Annotated in this window: 14 protein-coding genes; 11 read left to right on the top strand and 3 right to left on the bottom strand. The window is 68.7% G+C overall.

Features of this window, described 5'->3' with window-relative positions:
* Positions 1–906, top strand: a complete 906-nt coding sequence (locus ACK5F2_RS02855) for a bile acid:sodium symporter family protein (protein ID WP_409862623.1) — start codon at positions 1–3, stop codon at positions 904–906.
* Positions 907–925: 19 nt separating this feature from the next.
* On the opposite strand, the gene ACK5F2_RS02850 is transcribed toward ACK5F2_RS02855, so the two are convergent.
* The gene (locus ACK5F2_RS02850; RefSeq protein WP_409862621.1) at positions 926–1,600 is read right to left on the bottom strand and encodes a Crp/Fnr family transcriptional regulator; all 675 of its coding nucleotides are present in this window, start codon (positions 1,598–1,600) and stop codon (positions 926–928) included.
* Between the two features lie 59 nt (positions 1,601–1,659).
* Here ACK5F2_RS02850 and ACK5F2_RS02845 point away from each other — a divergent pair, with 59 nt between their 5' ends.
* From ACK5F2_RS02845 to ACK5F2_RS02805, 9 genes are all read left to right on the top strand, one after another.
* Complete coding sequence (locus ACK5F2_RS02845) at positions 1,660–2,766, top strand: DUF2332 domain-containing protein (protein WP_409862619.1); 1,107 nt, start codon at positions 1,660–1,662, stop codon at positions 2,764–2,766.
* Positions 2,767–2,866: 100 nt separating this feature from the next.
* On the top strand, positions 2,867–3,589 hold the full coding sequence (locus tag ACK5F2_RS02840; RefSeq protein ID WP_409862617.1) for a substrate-binding periplasmic protein: 723 nt from the start codon (positions 2,867–2,869) through the stop codon (positions 3,587–3,589).
* Positions 3,590–3,711: 122 nt separating this feature from the next.
* The gene (locus ACK5F2_RS02835; RefSeq protein ID WP_409862616.1) at positions 3,712–5,058 is read left to right on the top strand and encodes a glutamate carboxypeptidase; all 1,347 of its coding nucleotides are present in this window, start codon (positions 3,712–3,714) and stop codon (positions 5,056–5,058) included.
* A gap of 60 nt (positions 5,059–5,118) precedes the next feature.
* Positions 5,119–6,312, top strand: a complete 1,194-nt coding sequence (locus tag ACK5F2_RS02830) for an aromatic amino acid transaminase (RefSeq protein WP_409862615.1) — start codon at positions 5,119–5,121, stop codon at positions 6,310–6,312.
* A 125-nt stretch (positions 6,313–6,437) separates the two neighbouring features.
* Positions 6,438–7,697, top strand: coding sequence for a D-amino acid dehydrogenase (locus tag ACK5F2_RS02825; protein WP_409862613.1), 1,260 nt, complete (start codon positions 6,438–6,440; stop codon positions 7,695–7,697).
* Between the two features lie 10 nt (positions 7,698–7,707).
* Positions 7,708–8,952: a hypothetical protein gene (locus tag ACK5F2_RS02820; RefSeq protein WP_409862612.1), complete on the top strand. Its 1,245-nt coding sequence runs from the start codon at positions 7,708–7,710 to the stop codon at positions 8,950–8,952.
* Positions 8,953–8,956: 4 nt separating this feature from the next.
* Complete coding sequence (locus tag ACK5F2_RS02815; protein ID WP_409862610.1) at positions 8,957–9,871, top strand: LD-carboxypeptidase; 915 nt, start codon at positions 8,957–8,959, stop codon at positions 9,869–9,871.
* A 335-nt stretch (positions 9,872–10,206) separates the two neighbouring features.
* Positions 10,207–11,196: a hypothetical protein gene (locus ACK5F2_RS02810; RefSeq protein WP_409862608.1), complete on the top strand. Its 990-nt coding sequence runs from the start codon at positions 10,207–10,209 to the stop codon at positions 11,194–11,196.
* A 97-nt stretch (positions 11,197–11,293) separates the two neighbouring features.
* Positions 11,294–12,637 (top strand): hypothetical protein, encoded by a 1,344-nt coding sequence (locus ACK5F2_RS02805; RefSeq protein WP_409862606.1) that lies wholly within the window; start codon positions 11,294–11,296, stop codon positions 12,635–12,637.
* Positions 12,638–12,717: 80 nt separating this feature from the next.
* Here the strand turns inward: ACK5F2_RS02805 and ACK5F2_RS02800 are convergent, their stop codons facing one another.
* A complete protein-coding gene (locus ACK5F2_RS02800; protein ID WP_409862604.1) occupies positions 12,718–15,540 on the bottom strand; it encodes a TonB-dependent receptor in 2,823 nt (940 codons plus the stop codon).
* 399 nt (positions 15,541–15,939) lie between these two features.
* Complete coding sequence (locus ACK5F2_RS02795; protein WP_409862602.1) at positions 15,940–18,729, bottom strand: TonB-dependent receptor; 2,790 nt, start codon at positions 18,727–18,729, stop codon at positions 15,940–15,942.
* A 436-nt stretch (positions 18,730–19,165) separates the two neighbouring features.
* Between ACK5F2_RS02795 and dacB the strand changes: the two genes are divergently transcribed.
* The gene (gene dacB / locus ACK5F2_RS02790; RefSeq protein ID WP_409862601.1) at positions 19,166–20,623 is read left to right on the top strand and encodes a D-alanyl-D-alanine carboxypeptidase/D-alanyl-D-alanine-endopeptidase; all 1,458 of its coding nucleotides are present in this window, start codon (positions 19,166–19,168) and stop codon (positions 20,621–20,623) included.
* Positions 20,624–20,711 lie beyond the last annotated feature (88 nt).

The raw sequence follows: 20,711 nt of genomic DNA, 5'->3' as shown, positions 1-20,711 counted from the left end.
ATGCTCAGTGATTTCGAGACACAGCTGCTGAGCGTGATGATGATGGTCATCATGCTGGGCATGGGCGCAAGCCTGACCTTCAAGGACTTCGTCATCGCCCTGCGCAAGCCGGTGGGCGTGGGCATCGGCCTGGTGACGACCTATGTGCTGACACCGCTGGTGGGTGTCACCCTGGCCAAGCTGCTGGAGCTGCCGCCGGCCTACGCCATCGGCTTGATCCTGATGGCCTGTCTGCCGGGCGGGACGACCAGCAATATCTTCAACTACTTCAGCAAGGGTGTGCTCAGCCTGTCCCTGCTGATGACCATCGTCTCGACCCTGTTTGCCGTGGTCCTGGTGCCGCTGACCCTGGGCTTCTTCAGCCAGGGCATCGAGGGCGAATGGCAGATCCCGCCGGAGAACGTGGCTCGCGTGCTCTTCGTGCTGCTCGTGCCCACCTTGATCGGCATGCTGCTGCGCAAGCTCAATGCGAATGTGGGCGCCGTGATCGAGCTGATTGGCGGCGCGCTGGGCATCGTGGTGATCCTGTTCCTCATCGTCAGCTGGGTACCGCGCAACCACATGTTGCTGGCCACCACGCCTTGGCAGGTGTACTTCGGCGCCATCGGCCTGGGGGTGTTCGGCTTCGCGGTCGGCTATGCCTTTGCACGCCTGGTGCGCCAGGACAAGCGCCGGGCCCGCACCATCGCGCTGGAAACCGGCATTCAGAACGGCCCCCTGGGTGTGCTGATCGTGCTGCTCACCTTCAGCGGCACGCAGCAGCAGCAGGTCTTGCTGATCCCGGTGCTGTACTCGCTCTTCATCGTGCTGACCAGCTCCGTCGTGACCGTCTGGTTCCGGCGCATCACGCAGCGGGAGGAGCTGGCGCGTGACCAGAGCAAGATCGGGGCCTTGGCCAAGGCCTGAGCGCCGGCCGCCCCGGGGTTCAGCGGGGTTTCACCCACAGCCGGCCATAGCCGCGGCGCAGCTCGCCCCGCGCCACGGCCTCGCCCAGCAGCTGGTTCACCGTCTGTCGCGAGAGATGCGCCAGGGCGGCCAGCTCGGCCTGGGTCGCGGCCACGGCCTGCCAGCCCTCGGCGTCGGCGGCGAGTCCCCGCTCGCGTGTCAGCTGGGTCAGGGCCAGGGCGAAGCGCTGAGCGGCGCTGCGGTGGCGCGCCGCCTCTAGCAGACGCAGATTGCCGTCAAAGCGCAGGGCGAACTCGCGCAGCAGGGCGCGGGCAAAACTCGGCTGCTCGTCCATGAGCAGGGTGTAAGCCGCCGGGCCGATCACCAGCAGGCGGCTTGGCCGCCGTGCCAGGGCTTCGTAGCCGGCCGGTCGCCCCGTGGCAAAAGCGGCCAGGCCAAAGAGGCGCGGCGCCTGCACATGCTCCAGCACCGAGACCTGGCCGTCCTCGCCGGTGAGCCGGGCTTCGATCTCACCGGACACCACGGCGTAGAAGGCGTTGCAGCCCTGGTCCTGGGCGAAGAGCGTGCGGCCGCGCGTCAGGCGCTGCAGACGCAGCAGGGGGCGCAGGCGCCCCTGCAGGGCTGGGGCCAGGTGCAGGCCGGGAAAGTTGGCGGCTAGCACCGCGTCCAGGGCGGTATCCACGGGATCATCCATGCATGCATTGTCGGGTGCCCGACAGTTGCGGCGTGGCAGTGGGGCTAGGCTTGTGGCCCATGGACATTGCCACCCTGATGCCTGTCTGGGCCGCCCAATACCGCCACTTTGCCGCGCACGAGTGCCAGGAAGACCCGCTCTATGTGGCGGTCTGCCTGGCCCTGTCCGATAGTCCCGAGATGCTGGCCCTGATGGCCGAGGCGCCCGAGACCCAGCGCCGGCCCAATCTCTTGCTGGCGGCGCTGCATGAGCGCTTGCTGGCCGGCGTGGTCCACCCCCTGGCGGCTTACTTCCCCAGCCGCGGCGGCAAGCGTGCGCCCGATGCCGAGTTGCCCGGTCTGTTGCTGGACTTGGTGCGGCGGGAGCGGGCCAGTCTGATCCAGCACCTGCGCAAACGCTCCACGCAGACCAACGAGATCGGCCGCTGCGCCGTGCTCTGGCCCGCTTTGTCGTATGTGTCGCAACAGACAGGCTGCAGCGAGCTGGCCCTGTTCGACTTCGGCAGCAGCGCCGGGCTCAACCTGGCCGTGGACCGCTACCGCTACGACTACGGCCCCATGGGCCAGCGTGGCGCGCCCGAGGCGCCAGACACGCCACGCCTGGCCTGCCGCTGGCAGGGCTCGGCGGCCTTGCCCAGCGCTGCGGCCTGGCGGCTGGTGGCCCGCCTGGGCTGCGATCTGGCGCCCGTGGATGTGCTGGATGCCGAGGCCCTGCGCTGGTTGCGCGCCTGCCTTTGGCCCAGCGACCAAGAGCGCGCACAGCGGCTGGAACTGGCCTTGGGCCTGGCGCGCCGGCACGGCGATCTGCAGGTGCAGCCATCAAGCGAGGGGCTGGCGCTCTTGGAGCAATGGCTGGACGAATTGCCCGCCGGCGTGCAGCCGGTGCTGCTCAATACCTGGGTGCTGGCCTACTTCGAGGCTGACGCACTGCAAGCCCACCGTGCCCGTGTGGCCGATCTGGTGCGCGGGCGCGGTCTGGCCTGGCTGAGTGCGGAGGCGCCCTCGCTCGCTCCGCCAGACTGCCCACCGCCCCGGGCCCTGCCGGCTGGCAATCAGCCGGGCTCGGCCAGCTTGTGGACCCTGCAGACCGCGCATGCCTCGGGTTTGCGCACCCAGGCCTTGGCCTGGTCGCATCCGCATGGGCGGTGGGTGCACTGGTTGGCCTGAGTACGCGCTTGCGGTCTTGCGCGGCCCAGGGGAGGAAAGCCCTGACCCTGTAAGAGTTTACAAGCGCTTGCGGGCCCATACGGCGTAAGCTAGGTCGGTCATGCGCCGTCGCACACTGCTCATGCTGGCCCCGGGGCTGCTTTCCCCGGACGCCCAGGCTCAACCTGCTGCCGCGCTGGTGGTGGGAAGCGCTGACCCGCCCTACCGGGTTTTCAGCCCCGCGGGCGCCACGGGGCTTTACTACGACCTGCTCAATGAAGCGGCGGCCCGTTTGTCCTGGCCTTTGCGCTATGAAGATACGCCTTCGGCCCGCGCCCTGCGCATGATGGAGCGCGGCGAGGCCGATCTGATGGTGGGGCCCTTCCGCTCACCGGAGCGGGAGCACTTCATGATCTACACCCAGGCGCCGCTGCCTCCGGTCGAGATCGCCTTCTACACCCGGCCGCTGGCCCCCGCGATCAAGACGCCCGATGATTTGCTGGGCAGGCGCATTGCCGTCCACCGTGGCAAGCGCTATGGCCCGGACTTCGACGGCGATGGGCGGCTGCAGCGTCACGAGCTCAGCAACTACCGCGCCGCCTTTGAGATGGTGGCGCGCGGACGCCTGGATGTGGTTGTCATCCCGGAGCTGCAGGGCGATTTGCTGCAGAAGGAGCTGCAACTGGAGCTGGCCAAGCAGCCCTTGCGCATGGCGGCTCAGCAAGCCCATGTGGTGTTCTCGCGGCGTTCCGCATGGCAACACCGACAGGGCGAACTCGAGCGTGTCTTTCGCGTCATGCGCGAGGATGGCAGCTGGCAGCGCATCCTGCAGCGCTATCGCTAGTGGGCCCGGGGCCGCCGGGGCTAGGGGGAAGGGCGAGGGGCGTATTGGCCGCGAACTCGCTGCCTTGCGTCTGGCTGGGCCTTGGCTAGTATCAAGAGCCGCTCATCAATCGCCCGCACAGCATGAATACTCATCAGCCCTCACCTCGCCATGCCCGCCGATCCCTGCTGCAGCAGGGCCTGGTCGCCCTGGCCCTCAGCGGCGGCCTCATCGGCCTGCCCCAGTTGGGCTGGGCCCAGAGCCGTCTGGCCCCCGAGGCGGTGCAGGCCCTGGTGGCCAAGGAGCAGGCGGCCTTTGTGCAGACGCTGAAGTCCCTGGTCGAGATCGAATCCGGCAGCAGTGACCGCGAGGGGCTGGAGCGCATCGCCGCCCTGGTGGCCGAGCGACTGCGCGCCGCGGGCGGTCAGGTGGAGCTGATCGAGCCCAGCGAGGCCGAGATCTACAAGATGTTTGACACGCCCGAGCGCATAGGCCCCATGGTCAAGGCCACGTTCAAGGGCAAGGGCAGCCGCAAGATCCTGCTGATCGCCCATATGGACACGGTGTATCCGCGCGGCATGCTGGCGCAGCAGCCCTTCCGTGTGGAAGGCAGCAAGGCCTACGGCCTGGGCATTGCCGACGACAAGCAGGGCGTGGCCATGCTGCTGCATGTGGTGGGTCTGCTCAAGCAACTGGGCGTGCATCAGGACTGGGGCCAGCTGACGGTGCTGATCAACTCGGACGAGGAGATCAGCTCCCCGGGCTCGCGTGCCACCCTCACGCGTGAGGGCCGGGCCCATGATGTGGTGCTGTCCTTCGAGGGCGGCGGCGCGCCCGACGGCCCGGACCAGCTGCGCCTGGCCACCAGCGGCATTGCCGCGGCCAATCTGCTGGTCAAGGGCCGGGCCTCGCATGCCGGTGCCTCGCCGGAGCGTGGCGTCAATGCCCTGTACGAGCTCTCGCACCAGCTGCTCAATGCGCGGGATCTGTCCGACCGCTCGGTGGGCCGTCAGGTGCACTGGACCCTGGCCCGTGCCGGCATCGTGCGCAATATGATCCCTCCGGCCGCCGAGGCCTCGGCCGATATCCGCGTGGAACGCGTGGCGGACTTTGACGGCATCGAGGCCGCGCTGCGCGAGCGCATCAAGAACAGGCTGCTGCCCGAGTCGGAAGTCAGCCTGAACTTCGAGCGCCGCCGTCCGCCCCTGCAGGCCACGGACGCCGCCCGGCGCCTGGCCGCCCATGCCGAGAGCCTGGCCAAGGAGCAGGGCACGCCCCTGGTCGTGCGTGATGTACCCACCGGCGGGGGCACCGATGCCGCCTTTGCCGCCCTCAACACCCAGGCCCCGGTGATCGAGGGCATGGGCCTGCGCGGCTTTGGCGCCCACACCACCAATGCCGAGTATGTGCAGCTCGATTCCTTCGTCAGCAAGATGAGCCTGACCCTGCGCCTGATCGCCGATATCGCCAGCGGCCGCGCCCGCTGGTGATGTTGCGGGCATCAGGCTGGTGATAATGGCGGCCGACATCCGCATCTTGGAGTTCCCACCATGTTCCAGCACGTCGATGCCTACGCCGGCGACCCCATCCTGAGCCTCAACGAAGCCTTCCAGAAGGACGAGCGCCCGGGCAAGATCAATCTCTCGATCGGCATCTATTTCGACGACGACGGTCGCATTCCCATGATGGACTCGGTGCGCCGCGCCGAGCTGGCCGTGGTGGCCGAGGCTGGTGCCCGGCCCTATCTGCCCATGGAAGGCCTGGCGGCCTTCCGCACGGCGGTGCAGGGCCTGCTCTTCGGTGCCGAGCACCCGGTGCTCAAGGCCGGCCGCGTGGCCACCATCCAGAGCGTGGGCTCCAGCGGCGGCCTCAAGGTGGGTGCCGATTTCATCAAGCGCTACTTCCCCGGCAGCGCCATCTATGTCTCCGACCCCACCTGGGACAACCACCGCGCCGTCTTCGAGGGTTCGGGCCTGGAGGTCAAGACCTATCCCTACTACGACCCCAAGACCGGCGGCCTGCGCTTTGCCGACATGCTGGAGACCCTGCGCGGTCTGCCCAAGCACAGCGTGGTGCTGCTGCACGCCTGCTGCCACAACCCCACCGGCGTGGACCTCACGCCCCTGCAGTGGGATGAGCTGATCCCGGTGCTGGCCGAGCGCGAGCTGCTGCCCTTCCTGGACCTGGCCTACCAGGGCTATGGCGACGGTCTGGAGCAGGACGCCTTTGCCATCCGCGCCCTGGCGGACGCCGGCCTGTCCTTCTTCGTGGCCAACAGCTTTTCCAAGAACATGAGCCTGTACGGCGAGCGCTGCGGCGCGCTGTCGGTGGTCTGCCCCGACGCGCAGCAGGCCGCCAATGTGCTGGGCCAGCTCAAGTTCATGATCCGCCGCAACTACTCCAACCCGCCCATGCACGGCGGCCAGGTGGTGGCCCGGGTGCTGAACGACCCCGAGCTGCGCACCCTCTGGGAAGGCGAGGTCGAGGAAATGCGCGAGCGCATCCTGGCCATGCGCAACGCTTTGTTCGACACCCTCAGCGCCAAGCTGCCGGGCCGTGACCTGCGCTACTTCCTGACCCAGCGCGGCATGTTCAGCTACACCGGCCTCTCGGCCGAGCAGGTGGACCGTCTCAAGAACGAGTTCGGCGTCTACCTGATCCGCTCGGGCCGCATGTGCGTGGCCGGTCTGAACACCCGCAATGTGGAGGCCACGGCCGCCGCCATGGCAGCGGTGCTGGCCTGATCACCCCAGGTTAAGCGGCCCGCGCCCCACATTCGCCAGGGTTATAGCGTCCGCCACGGCTTTCATTGGCCCGGCGGGTCGCTGCTCCCTTACCCTGCCGGGCCAAGCCAAGCCCAAGGGACAGGATGAAGCAGATTGTGGTGATCGGGGGTGGGGTGGTCGGTCTGACCACCGCCTGGACCCTGGCCGAGGAAGGGCACCAGGTCACGCTGGTGGAGCGCGAGGCCGCCCTGGCCGAGGGCGCCAGCCGTGCCAATGGCGGCCAGCTCAGCTACCGCTATGTTTCGCCCCTGGCCGATGCCGGCGTGCCGCTCAAGGCCCTGCGCTGGCTGCTGGACCCGGACGGCCCGCTGCGCTTCAAGCCCGAGCTGCGCTGGCACCAGTGGGCCTGGATGCTGGCCTTTCTGCGCGCCTGCCGCGGCCCGGTGAACCGCCGCAGCACCGAGCGGCTGCTGGCCCTGGGTGCCCTCAGCCAGCAGGCCTTCGCCCGCATGCAGCAGGACGCCGGCCTGGACGCCATCGCCCTGCGCGCGCCCGGCAAGCTGGTGATCTACCGCAAGCCCGAGGAGTTCGCCCGTCTGGCCCAGCGCCTGCGCGCCGCCCCCGGCGGTCCCGAGCAGATCCTGGACCATGGCGAATGCCTGGCCCTGGAGCCGGCCCTGGCCCTGGCCGACAGCCGTTTTGCCGGCGGTGTCTTCACGCCCGGCGAGGCCGTGGCCGATTGCCACGCCCTGTGCCTGCAGCTGGCTGAGCGCCTGCACAGCCACCCCAATTTCCGCGGCGTGCAGCGCGCCGAAGGCCACAGCTTCCGCCTGGAGGGCGGCCGCGTGAAAGCCCTGATCGCCCGCGACGGGCAGGAGATCGGCGGCGACGCCTTTGTGCTGGCCGCCGGCCTGCACAGCCGCGGTCTGGGCAAGAGCCTGGGCCTGGACCTGCCGCTCTACCCGCTCAAGGGCTACAGCCTGAGCGCGCCCATCGTGGCCGGCGAGCACCGGCCGCCCGAGGTCAGCGTGACCGATTTCGAGCGCAAGGTGCTCTATGCCCGCATCGGCGCGCAGCTGCGCGTGGCCGCCATGGTGGATCTGGTGGGCGACGACGCCCGCATCGACCCCCAGCGCATCGCCTCGCTCAAGCGCGCCTGCCTGGCCATGTTCCCGCGCGCCGCCGACTACGAGCGGGCCGAGGAATGGGCCGGCCTGCGCCCGGCCACGCCCAGCGGCGCGCCCATCCTGGGCGCCAGCGGTGTGGCGGACAACCTCTGGCTCAATGTGGGCCATGGGGCCCTGGGCTTCACCTTCTCCTTCGGCTCGGCGCGCATCGTGGCCGATCTGATGGCCGGCCGCGCCAGCCCCCTGCCGCTGGACGGCCTGCAGCTGGCGCGCTGAGGCTCGGCGCATGAACGACCCCGCCCTGGCCGAAGCTCTGCGCCAGGCCGTGCTGGCCCAGGACTTCATGGCCACGCCCGACGGCCTGCGCGGCGGCGCCCCGCTGGAGGCCTTTCCCAGCCTGGACCTGGCCGTGGCCGCCTTCCCCGAGGGAGGGCGCCCTTTGTGGGCCAATGTGCTGTTCTCGCGCGAGCACCCTGAAGGCGTGGTTGCCGACATCGGTCCCGAGGCCGGGCCGGTGCGCAACATCGACTTCCGCGCCGATGTGCAGAACGCCCAGGGTGACTCCATCGCCTGGCTGCCCGGGGCCGACTGGTCGCGCCTGGACTTCGCGCCCCTGGCCGGTCCGCAGCATGGCGGCGCGCCGCGCTTTGTGGCGCCTTACCCGGCCTCCCTGCTCAAGCTCATGGTGCTGGTGGGCGTGGCCCGCCTGATCGACCAGGGCCGGGCCAGCTGGACCGAGGATCTGGATGACCAGGGCGCCACGCGCCGTGTCGCCGACTGGGCCTTCGATATGGTGGCCATCAGCTGCAACCGCGCCACCTCGGCCCTGGTCGTGCTGCTGCACCAGCTGGGCGCCATCCGGCGCGACGCCGCCAGCGGCCAGGAGCTGCACAATGCCCTGCATGCGCTCTTCCAGGACCTGGGCCTGCCCACCCTGCGCCTGGCCGGCACCCGGCCCGAGGGCGGCTGGGGCAATGCCGCGGGCTCGGGCGTGGGCCGCATCCAGATGACGGCCTGGGACAGCCTGCGCCTGCTCTGGCTCATCGACCCCGCCGCGCCGCCCGCGCCCTGGCTGGGGCCGGAGCACGCGCCCCTGCTCAGCCCACTCTCGCGCAGCTGGGTGCTGCACACCCTGGAGCAGCAGGCCCTGCACGAGATCCTGTCCAGCGGCCTGCTGGCCGGACTGCCCGGCCATGTGGAGGGTCTGCCCGCCCGCCTGCCCGGGCGCTGGCTGAAGCCCGAGGACGGCAGCGCCCAGGCCGGCGAACGTGCCTTCCCCGGCGATCTGCGTGCGCGTGTGCGCCAGGGCAGCCTGCTCTTTGCCCACAAGACCGGCACCACCGAGAACTACGCGTCCGATGCCGGCATCGTGCGCGGCGTCGCCCTGGGCGCGCGGCGCCACTACCTGATCGCGCTGACCAGCAATCTGGGCCGCCGCTACGCCCCCGACCCGCGCGCCGCCAGCACCTGGCGCCTGCCGGCCCTGGGTCGGGCGGTGGACGAGATCCTGCGCCAGCGCTTCGGAGAATGAGTCCATGGACGACATGCTGATCCCCGCGCTGCCGCTCGGCTCCACCATCGCTCTGATCGCGCCGGCCGGTCCGCCCAAGCCGGAGACCCTGCCGCGCGTGCCGGCCCTGCTCGAAGCGCATGGTTTCAAGGCAAAGCTGATGCCCGGCGTGGCCGGCCCGTCGCCGCTGGGCTATCTGGCGGCGGATGACGCCCGCCGCCTGGCCGATCTGCACGCCGCCTTTGCCGACCCCGCGGTAGACGCGGTGATGTGCTTGCGCGGCGGCTATGGCTGCGCGCGCCTGCTGGACCGCATCGACACGACGCTGCTGTGCCACCATCCGAAGCTGCTGGTCGGCTTCAGCGACATCAGCTCGCTGATCGGCCTGCTCGACCATCTGGGGCTGCCCAGCCTGCACGCGCCCATGCCCAGCTCCAACCTGCTGGATCCCGGCAGCGAGGCCGACGCGCGCGGCTTGTTCGGGCTGCTGCGGCGCGGCCTGCGGCGCGGTGAGTGCCTGCAGGCGGCGCAGGCCGGCGCAGCGGCGCCTCATGCGCTGGACCGTCTGGGCCTGGCGCGTGGCCGCCTGATCGGCGGCAATCTCGCGGTGTTCACGGCCCTGCTGGGCACGCCTTGGGCGCCGCGCGCCGAGGGCGCCATCCTCTTCCTGGAAGATGTGGGCGAGGCGCCCTACCGGGTGGACCGCCTGCTGGCCCAGCTGCGCCTGGCCGGCGTGCTGGACGCTGCCGCCGGCTTTGTGCTGGGCGGCTTCACCGGCGCCGAGGAGCCGGCCGACGCGGTGCTGGCCGACTATCTGGGTGAGCTGGGCAAGCCCGTGCTGGCCGGCTGGCCCAGCGGTCACCAGGTGCCCAATCTGGCCCTGCCCATGGGGCTGGCGGTGGAGATGGACGTGCAGGCAAGGCGGCTGCAGTATCTGTAAGCGCATCACAGGATGCCGCTCATGGGAATGGCGTAGTTTGCGGAATCCTCAGCGGTTTTGGCGCCCGGACTGAGGTCGGCGCCGAACGGCGCTGCCCCTTATCGGCCACACTGGTGGCCATGTTGGAACGTTCTCAGCTGCATCGACAGCGGCTCTCCTGCGATTGCCGTGCTCATCCGGGCCGCTCGGTCTTCAGCCGTCGCCAATGTCTGGCTGCACTCCTCTTGCCAGGCCTGGCCTCAGCGCCTGCCGTGGCCACCGGTGCGCAGGAGTGGGAGCAGGCGAAACATCGTGCGGAGCATGCCCAGGCCATGGCGGCCCGGACTGTGGCCACGATGAACGGGCTGTCCCAGCAAGTCGAGCGTTTGCATGCCCGTCGTGAGGAACTCACCGAGCTGATGAGGCGTTTGGGCGCCGAATTGAGTGAGATGAAGCGTCGCAATGAAGCCCTGTTGGCGGAATATCGCAACGGCCTGTTTTGCAGCGGCTGCAACCAGACACGCTCGCAAATCCTCGCCAAAGGGGAGCGCTTTCCCCACCCCGGTCAGCAGGTGCTGCGCCCGACGCCTCAGCAAATCCACAGCAAGGAACAGGACCTGGCGCGCCCGGTGGCCGATCTGAGCGCGCGACTGGATACCACACGCCTGGAGCAGGCTGCGGCCCGGGCTCGCGCCCAATCCGGCCTGGAACAGCTGGTGTATGGCTTGGCGTTCTGGCGCTGCGCTTTCAGCGATGCCTCGGGCCAGCTGAACCGCGCGCTGACGCTGCGCCAGCGCCTGCTGCAAGATCAGGCCCAGGCCCTGCGTGATCTTCACGAGCGCACCCTCTTGCGTGCCGGCGCAGCCCAGATCGCGGGTGATGACAAGACCTACCAGGCGCTGAGCGCTGATGCAGCCATACACCAGCGTCAGCTCGACAGACGTCAGCGCGAGATCACGGAGGCCGTGACTCAGGGGCAGTCCTGGCTGGTGCATGGCCTGGAGTTGCGCCGTCAGCAGAAGGCGGTGTTGGAGTCCTATCTGGACCAACGCCATCTGCGTCTGGCTGCCCCGGCGGTCAGCGATGCAAGCCAATCGCCCCAGAGTGCGCCGCTTGATCTGGGGGTGTTCTACCTGATGGGCGGACTCCCTGCGGCCGTGAGCACACAGTCCGACCAGCCCGCTTCGCTGAAGGAGGTTGAGGACTTCGTTCAACAGTTCAAGCAGAGTGCGGGTGCGTGGCTGGGCGTGGCGCCGGCCGCCCCAACTTCCGCGGTGCCTTCACCGGCGCCTGCGCGCCCGGCAGTGCCCGGCGGTATGTCCGATCTGCTGCAGAAGCTGCCCTGAAGGTCTGTTGCAGGCCTGCTGCCGCCCCCTCACCCCAGCGTTTCCAAACATCATGACCCCGTCTCACTCCCGAAGCTTGCATGGCTTGACCCGCCATATGCTCGGTCTGCTGTCCTTGGCCATGGCGCTGCCCTTGTCAGCGCATGCCCAGGCGCAGACCCCGGCGGCGCAACAGGCCAAGCCCAAACCCTCGCCCAGTGCGACGCCAGGCGCGGCCACCAAGCCGTCGGGTAGTCCGGCCACAAAAGCTGTTTCTGCGCCCGGCGTGGACAGCCTGGTCGAGGAGGCGCGCAGGCTGCTCGCCACCGGTCAGGCCAGCCAGGCCATGTCGCTGGCGCGCAAGGCCGGGCAGCAGGCGCCCAATGACTATCGGCCGCCCTACTACCTGGCCCTTGCCCTGTTGATGCTGGGTGAGCCGGCCGCCGCGAGCGAGGCGCAGCAGCGTAGCGCCAGCCTGGCCCCGAACGAAGCTGCTCGCGGTGCGGTGGCTCAGCTCGGCCAGCGCATTGCGGCACAGCAAACCCTGAGCGATGCCGACGCTGCCCTGGCCGAGGGCCTGTACGCCAAGGCGGCGGGGCTTTTGGATCGGGCCTGGAAGGCCGAAGCCCTGTCGCCGCAGCGCAAGCTGGCCTACGCGGAGCTGCTGCAGGGGCGCCAGGCGGACTTGGCCGGCGCCGTGGCGGTGCTGCGCGCCCGAGCGGGCAAGCACCTGGGGACCCCTGAGGCCGAGACCGCCGTTCAACGCCTGCAGGCGCTGGCGCCGGAGCTGAGCCAGCGCTCCCGGGAGCAATTGGCCCTGGCGCGCCGTAGCGCCTCAGGTTCGGCGGAACGCCTGGCGGCCTTGCGCCGTGCCATCGAACTGGATGCGGATCATGAGGTGGCCGCGGTGCTGCTGGCCGATGAGCTGGCGCTTGGGCGTGACTGGGAGCAGTTGCGACCCGCGCTGATGAGCCTGCATCGCAAGCAGTGGTTGCAAGCCGCGCTGGAGCGTCGATGGCTGACGCTCGATGCATGGCAGGGCAGCCCCGAGTTGCTGGGACTGTTCGGGGAGATCTGGGGCCCTGAGCGCGCGCGATCCCTGCTTCAGGCGGGGGCCGGCGGAGGTTTTGAAAAGATGGAAGCGGAGCGCCTGGCTCGCGCCAAGGCCGAGGCGGCCGCGGACTACGAGCGGGCTATGGATCAATATCAGGCGCGGCAGCGCGAAATCAGAGCTGTCAAGGACGCGCGTGAGACCTGCCTGAAAGATCTGGAGACTGCCGAATACGGCCCCGACCTGCTGGGGCGGCTCTACTACACCTGCAAGAAGCGAGTGGGTGCCAGCAATAACTTCCAGCGACGCATGAGTGAATGCATGGACCCGGTGCAATCGCGCTGGAAGCGTACTTGCGAATCGCGCCATCCGCTGCCGCAGGAACTGCCTTACCCCAAGAGCCCTAACTGATGCCGGGCCAGCGTTGGCATTGAAAAAGCCCGTCGACTTGTGCCGACGGGCTTTGCGCTTCTGGGGCGGGCGGAACCGCCTCAGAACTTGGCGCGCAGGTTCAGGTAGTACTGGCGACCGGAGACGAAGTAGCCCTGGGGCAGCTGCTCCAGACCGTCGTGGTAGTACTTGCGGCGCGGGTTGTTCAGATTGTTGGCGTCCAGGCTCAGGCTCAGGTTCTCGCTGAGCTTGTAGTTGAGCGAGGCCGAGAGCGTGCCCACCGAGTCGGCCCAGCGTTGCACATTGAAGGGCGCCGAGGCCACCTGCACCCACTGGAAGGGCGAGCGGTGGTTCCAGGCCATGCGCACCGAGTAGCGCTCGGTCTCGTAGAAGCCGATCAGGTTGTAGGTGTGCTTGGAGCTGCCCACCATGGGCTGGGCCGGCGTGAAGCTGTCGTCCTCGGCATCCACATAGGTGTAGTTGGCGCCGAAGCCGAAGCCCGCCCCCACCGGCACCTCGGTGGCCAGCTCCAGGCCCTTGACCCGTGCATCCACGCCCACGCGGGTGGCGGTGTCGAAGTTCTCCACCTTGTTGGTCAAGGGGTTGAACAGGGGCAGGCTGGTGCGGCCGCGGCCGGCATAGTCCTTCATGCGCTGCTGGAACAGACCGCCCGAGACAAAGGCCCGGGGTGCGAAATACCAGCCCAGGGAAACGTCCACATTGTTCGACACCGTGGGCTTGAGCGCCGGGTTGCCACCCATGGTGGCGGTCAGCGGGCCCTTGGCAATGTCCTCGTTCGTCAGGCTCACCGAGCCGGCCAGCTCGCCATAGTTGGGGCGGCCCATGGTGCGGTTGAGGCTGAAGCGGCCGATGAGGTCGCGGCTGAACTGGTAGCGCGCACTCAGGCTGGGCAGCAGCACGCGGTGCGTGGTCTCCACCAGCTGGGGCAGGAAGACGCCGTTGACCTGCGCATTGGTGGTGAAGGCGCCATCGGCGCGGCAGCGCGGCGTGGTGGTGTCGCAGCCGAAGTTGCCCAGGCGCTGATAGCTGATGGAGCTGACCTTGGTGGTCACGCTGCGCAGGCCCAGATTGCCGCTCCACTTGCCGGTCTCGAACTCCGTCATCAGATAGGCCGCCTGGTTGGACTCCTTGATGGTGTAGGCGCCGCCCCAGTTGATATTGGCCGGGTCCTGGTAGAGGTATTGCGCGTTGAAGGCGCGGATCTGCGCTTCCGAGAAGAAGGGATAGGCCGTGGGGTAGTTGCCCCCCAGGCCATTGCCCTGGTCGGCCGGGAAGCTGCCGGCCGGCACCGGCAGCGCGGGGGCCACGCCGTTGATCAGGGGCAGGAAGTTGCCCGAGCTCAGGCCCACCTGGCTGTAGCCGCCGTCACGCTCGGCCTTCCAGAAGATCAGGTTCTGCGAGAAGTCGCGCCGGTGCTCGGTGGCGCGCACACCGAACTTGAGCAGATTGAAGAGGCCCCAGTCCAGGCGCTGCTCGCCGTCCAGGTGCAGATAGTCTTCCTTGTCCAGGGACTTGGGCGCATTGGTGCGCTCATGGACCAGCTGGTAGTTCTTGATGTCCGAGAGGTCGATAGCCTTGCCGGCCGCGTCATAGAAGGCGTACTCGGGCGCCTTGTCCGGGAAGATCTTGTACTTGAACTGGTGCGGATTGATCAGGCCCAGCTTGATATAGGGCTGGGCCTCGGTGATGCCGTCGCCCTTGGTGCTGCCGATGCGGGCCTTGAGCTTGAAGCTGTCCGAGAAGCGGTGCTCGGCCTCCAGGTCCAGGAACTGGCTGGTGGAGTGGGCACCGTCGCGCAGCAGCTGGTCCACCATCAGGCCCTGGGTCTGGGTGCTGCTGCCGGCGGGTCGGGTGAGGGTGGCCTCGGTCAGCACGCCGTCCACCACCTTGGCATCGCTGACGCGGTAGGCGCCGGTGGCCAGGGTGCCGATCATGCCGCTCACCGTGGCATAGGGGGCCTTGTTGAAGTTCTGCGCATCCAGGCGGGCGCTGAAGGCGCTGAGGTGGATCTCGGTGTCCTTGCTGGGACGCAGCTGCGCGCCGATATAGGCGCCCTTGCGCTCGCGCACGCCCTGGAAGCTGGCGGCATTGAAGTTGGCCGGGAAGCGCACGTTCAGCAGGGAGGCATCACCCGAGGCGGTGGCACCGGCCTGATTGAAGAAGCCGCGCGAGAAGGTCTCGGCCGCATCGCGCTGGATATGGCGCTTCTCGGAGAAGGCCTGCACCAGCACGCCGGCGCTGCGGGCCTCGTTCTGCCAGGCAATCAGGCCGCTGAGCTGCGGATCGGTCTTGCCGGCGCGGTCCGAATGGACCAGGCCGATGGCGGCCTCGCCCACCAGCGGCTTGCGGAAGTCCAGGGGCTTGCGCAGCTTCATGTCCACGCTGCCCGAGATGCCGCCCTCGATGGCGTCGGCCTGGCCGTTCTTGAACACCGTGACCTGGCCGATCAGCTGGGAGGGCAGCAGGGCAAAGCTGACGCTGCGGGTGGAGGAGGCCTGGTCGGAGATATGCCAGTCACCCGAGCTGATGGCGTGGCCGTTCACCGTGAACAGATTCAGGCTGGGCGGCACGCTGCGAATGGCCACGCGCTCGGCCTCGTCCATGGCCAGGGCATTGCCGGCCTGCACATTCACGCCCGGCACCCGGCTCAGCGCATCGCCCACATTCTTGTCGGGCATCTTGCCCACGTCCTCGGCGCTGATCACCTCGACATTGGTGTCGGCCTGCTTCTTGGCATCGATGGAGCGCTGCAGCGAGGCGCGGATGCCGGTGAGTTCCACCGTCTCCAGCTTGTTGGCCGCCGCGGTCTTGGCGGGCTGCGCGGTCTGGGCCATCAGGGCCGGGCTCAGTGCGGCCAGGGCGCTGGCCAGGGCAAGGGGATGGAACTTGAGGCGGGGTGGCATGGAGTCTCCAGTTTCTTGCTTGCTTGAGTGCTTGCGGGGGTGCCTGCGCCTGTGCCGGCACTGCCTGGACTGTCGGACGTTTGCCCACGAAGCGCCCATTGCGTTGTGAGGGCGTGGCATGTGTCGCGGTTATGCCTGTAGTGCTGCGGCCCGCCGGGCTGCCCGTGACTTGCCACCAGGCGACGAAAACTTGCAATCCGGCGCAGGGTGCAACCGTCTAGGGTCTTGCCCGCATGTACCGCCCACGCGACGGTCGTCGGCCGCGTATCGGCCCTGCCGAGCGGAGCCTTCACCACCGGGCCCGTGAGGGGGACGCAAAAAACCCGCCAGGGCCGAATGGCGCTGGCGGGTTGGCAGTGATGAGGCCAGGGAGCGCTGGAGGCGCTCCGCAGGCTGCGATCAGCGGAAGCTGTAGTTCACCGAAACGCTCAGGGTGCGGCCGAAGGGGTCGCCCACGCGCGGATCCCAACCGGCGCCCACCACATCGTCCACGTTGTGATACGAGAAGGGCGGGGCCTTGTCGAACAGATTGTTCAGGCCGGCGGTGATGGTGGTGTTCTTGAGGCCGGTGTAGCTGGCGAACAGGTTCACCGTGGTGTAGCTGCTGATATCACGGCGCGGCGTGCCAAAGCGCGTCATGTCCTGGTCCTTGTAGCCCGACTTGTAGACCGTGGTCAGGGTGGTGGCCCAGTTGTCGCGTGCCCAGCCAAGGTCGGCGCTCAGCTTGTTGCGCAGATACAGGGTGCGCAGTGCGAATTCGCCCACCAGCTCCTGCAGCGGCTGGTTCTCAAGGGCGCGCTCCTTGTGGCTGATCATGTGGGTGCCATTCACGCTGGCACGCCAGGTGCCCGTCGCATGCTTGAACAGATAGCTGCCACCCCAGTCCAGGCCCTTGGTGGAGCTGTCGGCCGCGTTTTCCCAGCCGGTGGTCACCAGGGACACGCGGCCGCTGCTGTCGCGGGCGAAGCGATCCTTGAACAGCGCGTAGTTGTTCTTGACCTCGCTCAGCGTCAGCTTGCGCAGGCGCTCGTCCAGGTCCACGCGCCAGTAATCGGCGTAGAAGGACAGATCGCGCAGGGGCGAGAACACGATGCCGATGGTGCCCTGGGTGGACTTCTCGGGCTTGAGGTCGGGCTTGCCCGTCACGATGTAGTCCAGGCGGCGCGTGCAGTTCGGATTACTGGCGCTGACGGTGGGGCAGAGCTCGGGGTCGCGCCAGTCGGACGTGTCCAGCAGGGGCGCGGTATTGGGCGCCAGCTGCTGGAAGCTGGGGGCCTTGAAGCCGGTGTTGACCGAGCCGCGCAGCAGCACCATGTCATTGGGCTGGAAGCGGAAGGCGACCTTGGGGTTGGTGGTGCTGCCCACATCGCTGTAGCGGTCATGGCGCAGGGCCAGCTGCAGATCAAAGCCCTTGAACACCGGCACGGCCAGCTCACCGTACAGGGCCTTGATGTCGCGGCTTTGCTTGCCGATCGCGCTATTGCCCGGGCACAGCAGCACATCGGTGGCGCCATTGCTCAGGCCGGAGACGCAGTTGAAGGCGCCGGGCTCGGGGGCGAACTTGTAGCCTTCGCGGCGCAGATCGAAGCCGGCGGCAAAGTCCAGCGAGCCGGCGGGCAGGGCCATCAGGCCGCCCGAGATCGCGCCGTCAAACTGGGTCAGCGTGGTTTCACCGCCCTGCAGGCGGCCGCGCGCCTTGGTGGACTCGATCAGGTCCATGGCGGCCTGGCTCTGCTTCTCGCCGGGCTTGACCCAGGGGTTGATGATGCCGGTCTTGAGCGCCTCGTTGAGTTTGGCGGTGTAGGCATAGCCGTCGATCAGATCCGACCAGGCCTTGGCCTTGGCGGTGGACAGGCCCAGCTTGTAGGCGTACTGGCCGATATCGCCGTCCAGGCCGGTGGCCAGACGCTGGTTGTCGGACACATTGCCGATCACGCGGTTGCCGAAGTCCTGCATGCGCCAGCGGTAGGCGATGGGCTTGGTGGGGTCGAAGTCATTGACGCCCACGCTCTTGAGGTTGAGATAGTGCGGGCCGTTGACCGGGTAATGGTTGCCGGCCGCGGCCGTGGTGCTGAACTGGGCCGGGGTCAGCTCGGCCCTGGATTCGGTGCGCGAGGCGGTCAGCTCGACGAAGGCGGTGTGGCTGTCGCTCAGCAGGAAGTTGCCGCGCGTCACCAGATTGAAGGCCTCCTTGGGCGGGGCCAGCATGTACTGGCGACCATAGTCGGTGTTGCACAGGTAGCGGTTGGCCGCGGCGCTGGCGTTCCAGAGCTGGGGTTGGTACTGCACGCCCGTGGGGATGGCGTCGCAAGCGCCCCTGAGGCTCAGGGCATTGATGCGGGTGTATCGCGTCGCGTCGCCGCTGCCCACGGTGGAACCCGTGGCGCCGATGGCGGTGTTGGCCACATTGATCACGTTGGCGAAGGGATGGCTGGACGAGTCCGGCGAGAGGTAGCGATCGGGCTGGAAGCCATTGGCCCAGCTGCGCTCATTGCCGCGCAGGATGTCGTCCTTGTCCAGGGCCAGGCTGGCCAGCACATTGAAGCGGTCGCGGTCCAGATTGCCGAAGCCGCCGGTGATGCTGGCACGGCGCTTGGTGCCGCCGCCGGACTCCAGGGGCTGGGAGAAGTTCACGCCCACGTCCACGCCCTGCATGTCCTTCTTCAGGATGAAGTTGATCACGCCGCCGATGGCGTCGGTGCCGTAGATGGCGGAGGCGCCGTCCTTGAGCACCTCGACGCGGGCCACGGCGGCCATGGGGATGGCGTTCAGGTCCACCGCGCCACCGCTCATGCCGTGGGTGGAGACGCGGCGACCGTTCAGCAGCACCAGGGTGCTGCCCGGGCCCAGGCCGCGCAGATTGGCGTTGGCCGAGCCGCCGGTCAGGCGGTCGGTGTCGGAGCCGAACACATTGTTGTTGGCCACGGCGCTGTCGGCGCCCGTGCCATTCACGCCCATCTGGCTGAGCATCTGCTCGGCCGTGGTGATGCCCTTGCGGTTCAGTTCCGCCGCCGAGATGACCTGCACCGGCAGCGCGCCCTCCGAGGCCAGGCGCTTGATGCTGGAGCCGGTGACTTCCACGCGCTCAACCTTCTTCACCTCCGGGCCGCTCTGCGCCCAGGCCATGCCTGCCACCTGAACGCCAATACCGACCAGGGCCAGACTGCGCGCGAGTTTGTTCAATTTCAAGCTGCTTCTCCTTCGTAGGGGCTGGCACATCGTGGACGGCGCAAGCCGCTGGTTGATGTGCAGAGGAATGGAATACTGGTCCCTGGGGTGGGTCTGGTGGCGCTGTCTGCGCACGGCCCGCTTGCATTCATGATCAGACAGGGTCCTGAACCCCGCCAGAGGGCTCCCACCCATTTGTTGTGTCTGTCACGATGAATGCTTATCGCCTGGCCATAACCTGATGGAATGCAGGACAAGATCTGCCCCCGCTTGGCGCGCACCCGCCCCTTGGCGGGGCAGACCACGCCGCAGACTGGGGCAGCTTGCCCGGGTCATTCCCCGCGCTTGTGGAGCTCGCGAAAGAAGTTATGCCCGCAGACGGCGGCGGACTATACAGTGAGCCCGCGTCCGCTTCTCCCCGGGGCGCAGCCAACGACCGTAGAGAGACCCCGCAAAGATGAGCGCCACTACTGCCAAGTTCCTGGGCCTGCTTGCCACGGCCCTGCTGCTGTCGGGCTGCGCCAGCCTCGCGCCCGTCGGCCCCGGGCTGCCCGCCGAGATCCGTCAGGCGCTGCAGGGCGCCGGCCTGCCTGAAAGCGCCCTGGCCGTGGTGGCCGTGCCCTTGCAGGGCGGGGAGGCCGGGCCTGAGGGCCTGCAGGTGCAGCCCGAGCGGCTGATGCAGCCGGGCTCCATCATGAAGCTGGTGACCAGTGTGGTCGCCCTGGACCGGCTGGGGCCCAACAGCCGCGGCCAGACCGAGCTGCTGGCCGACACACCCATCCGCGGCGAGGTGCTGGAGGGGCCGCTGTATCTGCGCGGTGGCGCCGACGACCAGCTGGACTGGGGCGCCTTGTGGCAGATGCTGCGCCAGCTGCGCGAGCAGGGCCTGCGCGAGATCCGCGGCGGTCTGGTGGTGGACCGCAGCCTGTTCCAGCCGGCACGTCTGGATATCGGCGTGCCGCCCTTCGATGAGGCACCGGAGTTCCAGTACAACGTGATTCCGGATGCGCTCTATCTGAACGGGCAGCTGCTCGGTTTGCGACTGCAATCGGATGGGCAGCAGCTGCAGGCGCGGCTGAGCCCGGCCTGGCCCGGCATGCGCGTGGACGTCCGCGGTATGACGCTGGCTGACCGCCCCTGCAAGGACTGGGAGGCCGGCTGGCAGCTGCCCGAGGTGCTCTGGCAGGGCGGCGAGGCCGTGGTGCGGCTGCGCGGCAGCTTTCCGCGCGACTGCCGGGTCGAGCCCCAGCTCAATCTGATCGAGCGGCAGTGGATCGCCACCCAGGCCCTGCGTCAGATCTGGCGCGAGCTGGGCGGCAGCGTGGGGGGCGAGGACCGCGAGGGCGCGACGCCGGCCGGCGCCGTACGACTGGCCCTGCATCAGGGCAGGCCCCTGGCCGAGCTGATGTACGGCATGAACAAGCGCTCGGACAACCCGCTCACCCGCCTGGTCTATCTGCGCCTGGGCGCGGCGGCTGCGGCGCCGGGTGAGGACAGCCGCGCCGCGGCCGAGCGCCAGGTGCGCGCCTGGTTTGCCGAGCAGGGCATAGACGCCCAGGGCCTGGTGCTGGACAACGGCTCGGGCCTCTCGCGCAGCGAGCGCATCAGCGCGCGCCAGATGGTGGCCTTGCTGCTGGCCTCGCAGCGCGGCCGTCATGGACCGGAGCTGCTGGTCAGCTTGCCGGTGGCCGGGGTGGACGGCACGCTGAGCCGGCGCCTGCGTGAGGGCCCCGCGGCCGGTCGGGCCCGTCTCAAGACCGGCACCCTGCGCGATGTCACCGCCCTGGCCGGCTTTGTGCCCGATGCCGCCGGTCGCACCTGGGTGGTGGCTGCCATGCTCAATGACGAACGCGCCGGCCCGCGTGGTCGTGCGGTGCTGGATGGCCTGATCGACTGGCTGGCGCGGCAGCGTTGAAGGCCGCGCGCTCGGCGCCCCAGGCTGCGCAGCGGGCTTGATCGGCTCGCGGCGACAGGCGGCCGGCTTTGGCCTATGCTGAAGCCGC

The organism is Roseateles sp. (genome assembly GCF_046300915.1).
In the GTDB taxonomy this organism is placed as follows: Bacteria; Pseudomonadota; Gammaproteobacteria; order Burkholderiales; family Burkholderiaceae_C; genus Kinneretia.
Note: the sequence above shows the minus strand (reverse complement) of the source record. Positions and strands in the feature narration are given on the sequence as shown.

Excerpts from the sequence above, each read along its gene's own strand:
- ACK5F2_RS02855 (WP_409862623.1), top strand. The coding sequence starts at position 1 with ATGCTCAGTGATTTCGAGACACAGCTGCTGAGCGTGATGATGATGGTC.
- ACK5F2_RS02850 (WP_409862621.1), bottom strand. The coding sequence starts at position 1,600 with ATGGATGATCCCGTGGATACCGCCCTGGACGCGGTGCTAGCCGCCAAC.
- ACK5F2_RS02845 (WP_409862619.1), top strand. The coding sequence starts at position 1,660 with ATGGACATTGCCACCCTGATGCCTGTCTGGGCCGCCCAATACCGCCAC.
- ACK5F2_RS02840 (WP_409862617.1), top strand. The coding sequence starts at position 2,867 with ATGCGCCGTCGCACACTGCTCATGCTGGCCCCGGGGCTGCTTTCCCCG.
- ACK5F2_RS02835 (WP_409862616.1), top strand. The coding sequence starts at position 3,712 with ATGAATACTCATCAGCCCTCACCTCGCCATGCCCGCCGATCCCTGCTG.
- ACK5F2_RS02830 (WP_409862615.1), top strand. The coding sequence starts at position 5,119 with ATGTTCCAGCACGTCGATGCCTACGCCGGCGACCCCATCCTGAGCCTC.
- ACK5F2_RS02825 (WP_409862613.1), top strand. The coding sequence starts at position 6,438 with ATGAAGCAGATTGTGGTGATCGGGGGTGGGGTGGTCGGTCTGACCACC.
- ACK5F2_RS02820 (WP_409862612.1), top strand. The coding sequence starts at position 7,708 with ATGAACGACCCCGCCCTGGCCGAAGCTCTGCGCCAGGCCGTGCTGGCC.
- ACK5F2_RS02815 (WP_409862610.1), top strand. The coding sequence starts at position 8,957 with ATGGACGACATGCTGATCCCCGCGCTGCCGCTCGGCTCCACCATCGCT.
- ACK5F2_RS02810 (WP_409862608.1), top strand. The coding sequence starts at position 10,207 with ATGAACGGGCTGTCCCAGCAAGTCGAGCGTTTGCATGCCCGTCGTGAG.
- ACK5F2_RS02805 (WP_409862606.1), top strand. The coding sequence starts at position 11,294 with ATGCTCGGTCTGCTGTCCTTGGCCATGGCGCTGCCCTTGTCAGCGCAT.
- ACK5F2_RS02800 (WP_409862604.1), bottom strand. The coding sequence starts at position 15,540 with ATGCCACCCCGCCTCAAGTTCCATCCCCTTGCCCTGGCCAGCGCCCTG.
- dacB (WP_409862601.1), top strand. The coding sequence starts at position 19,166 with ATGAGCGCCACTACTGCCAAGTTCCTGGGCCTGCTTGCCACGGCCCTG.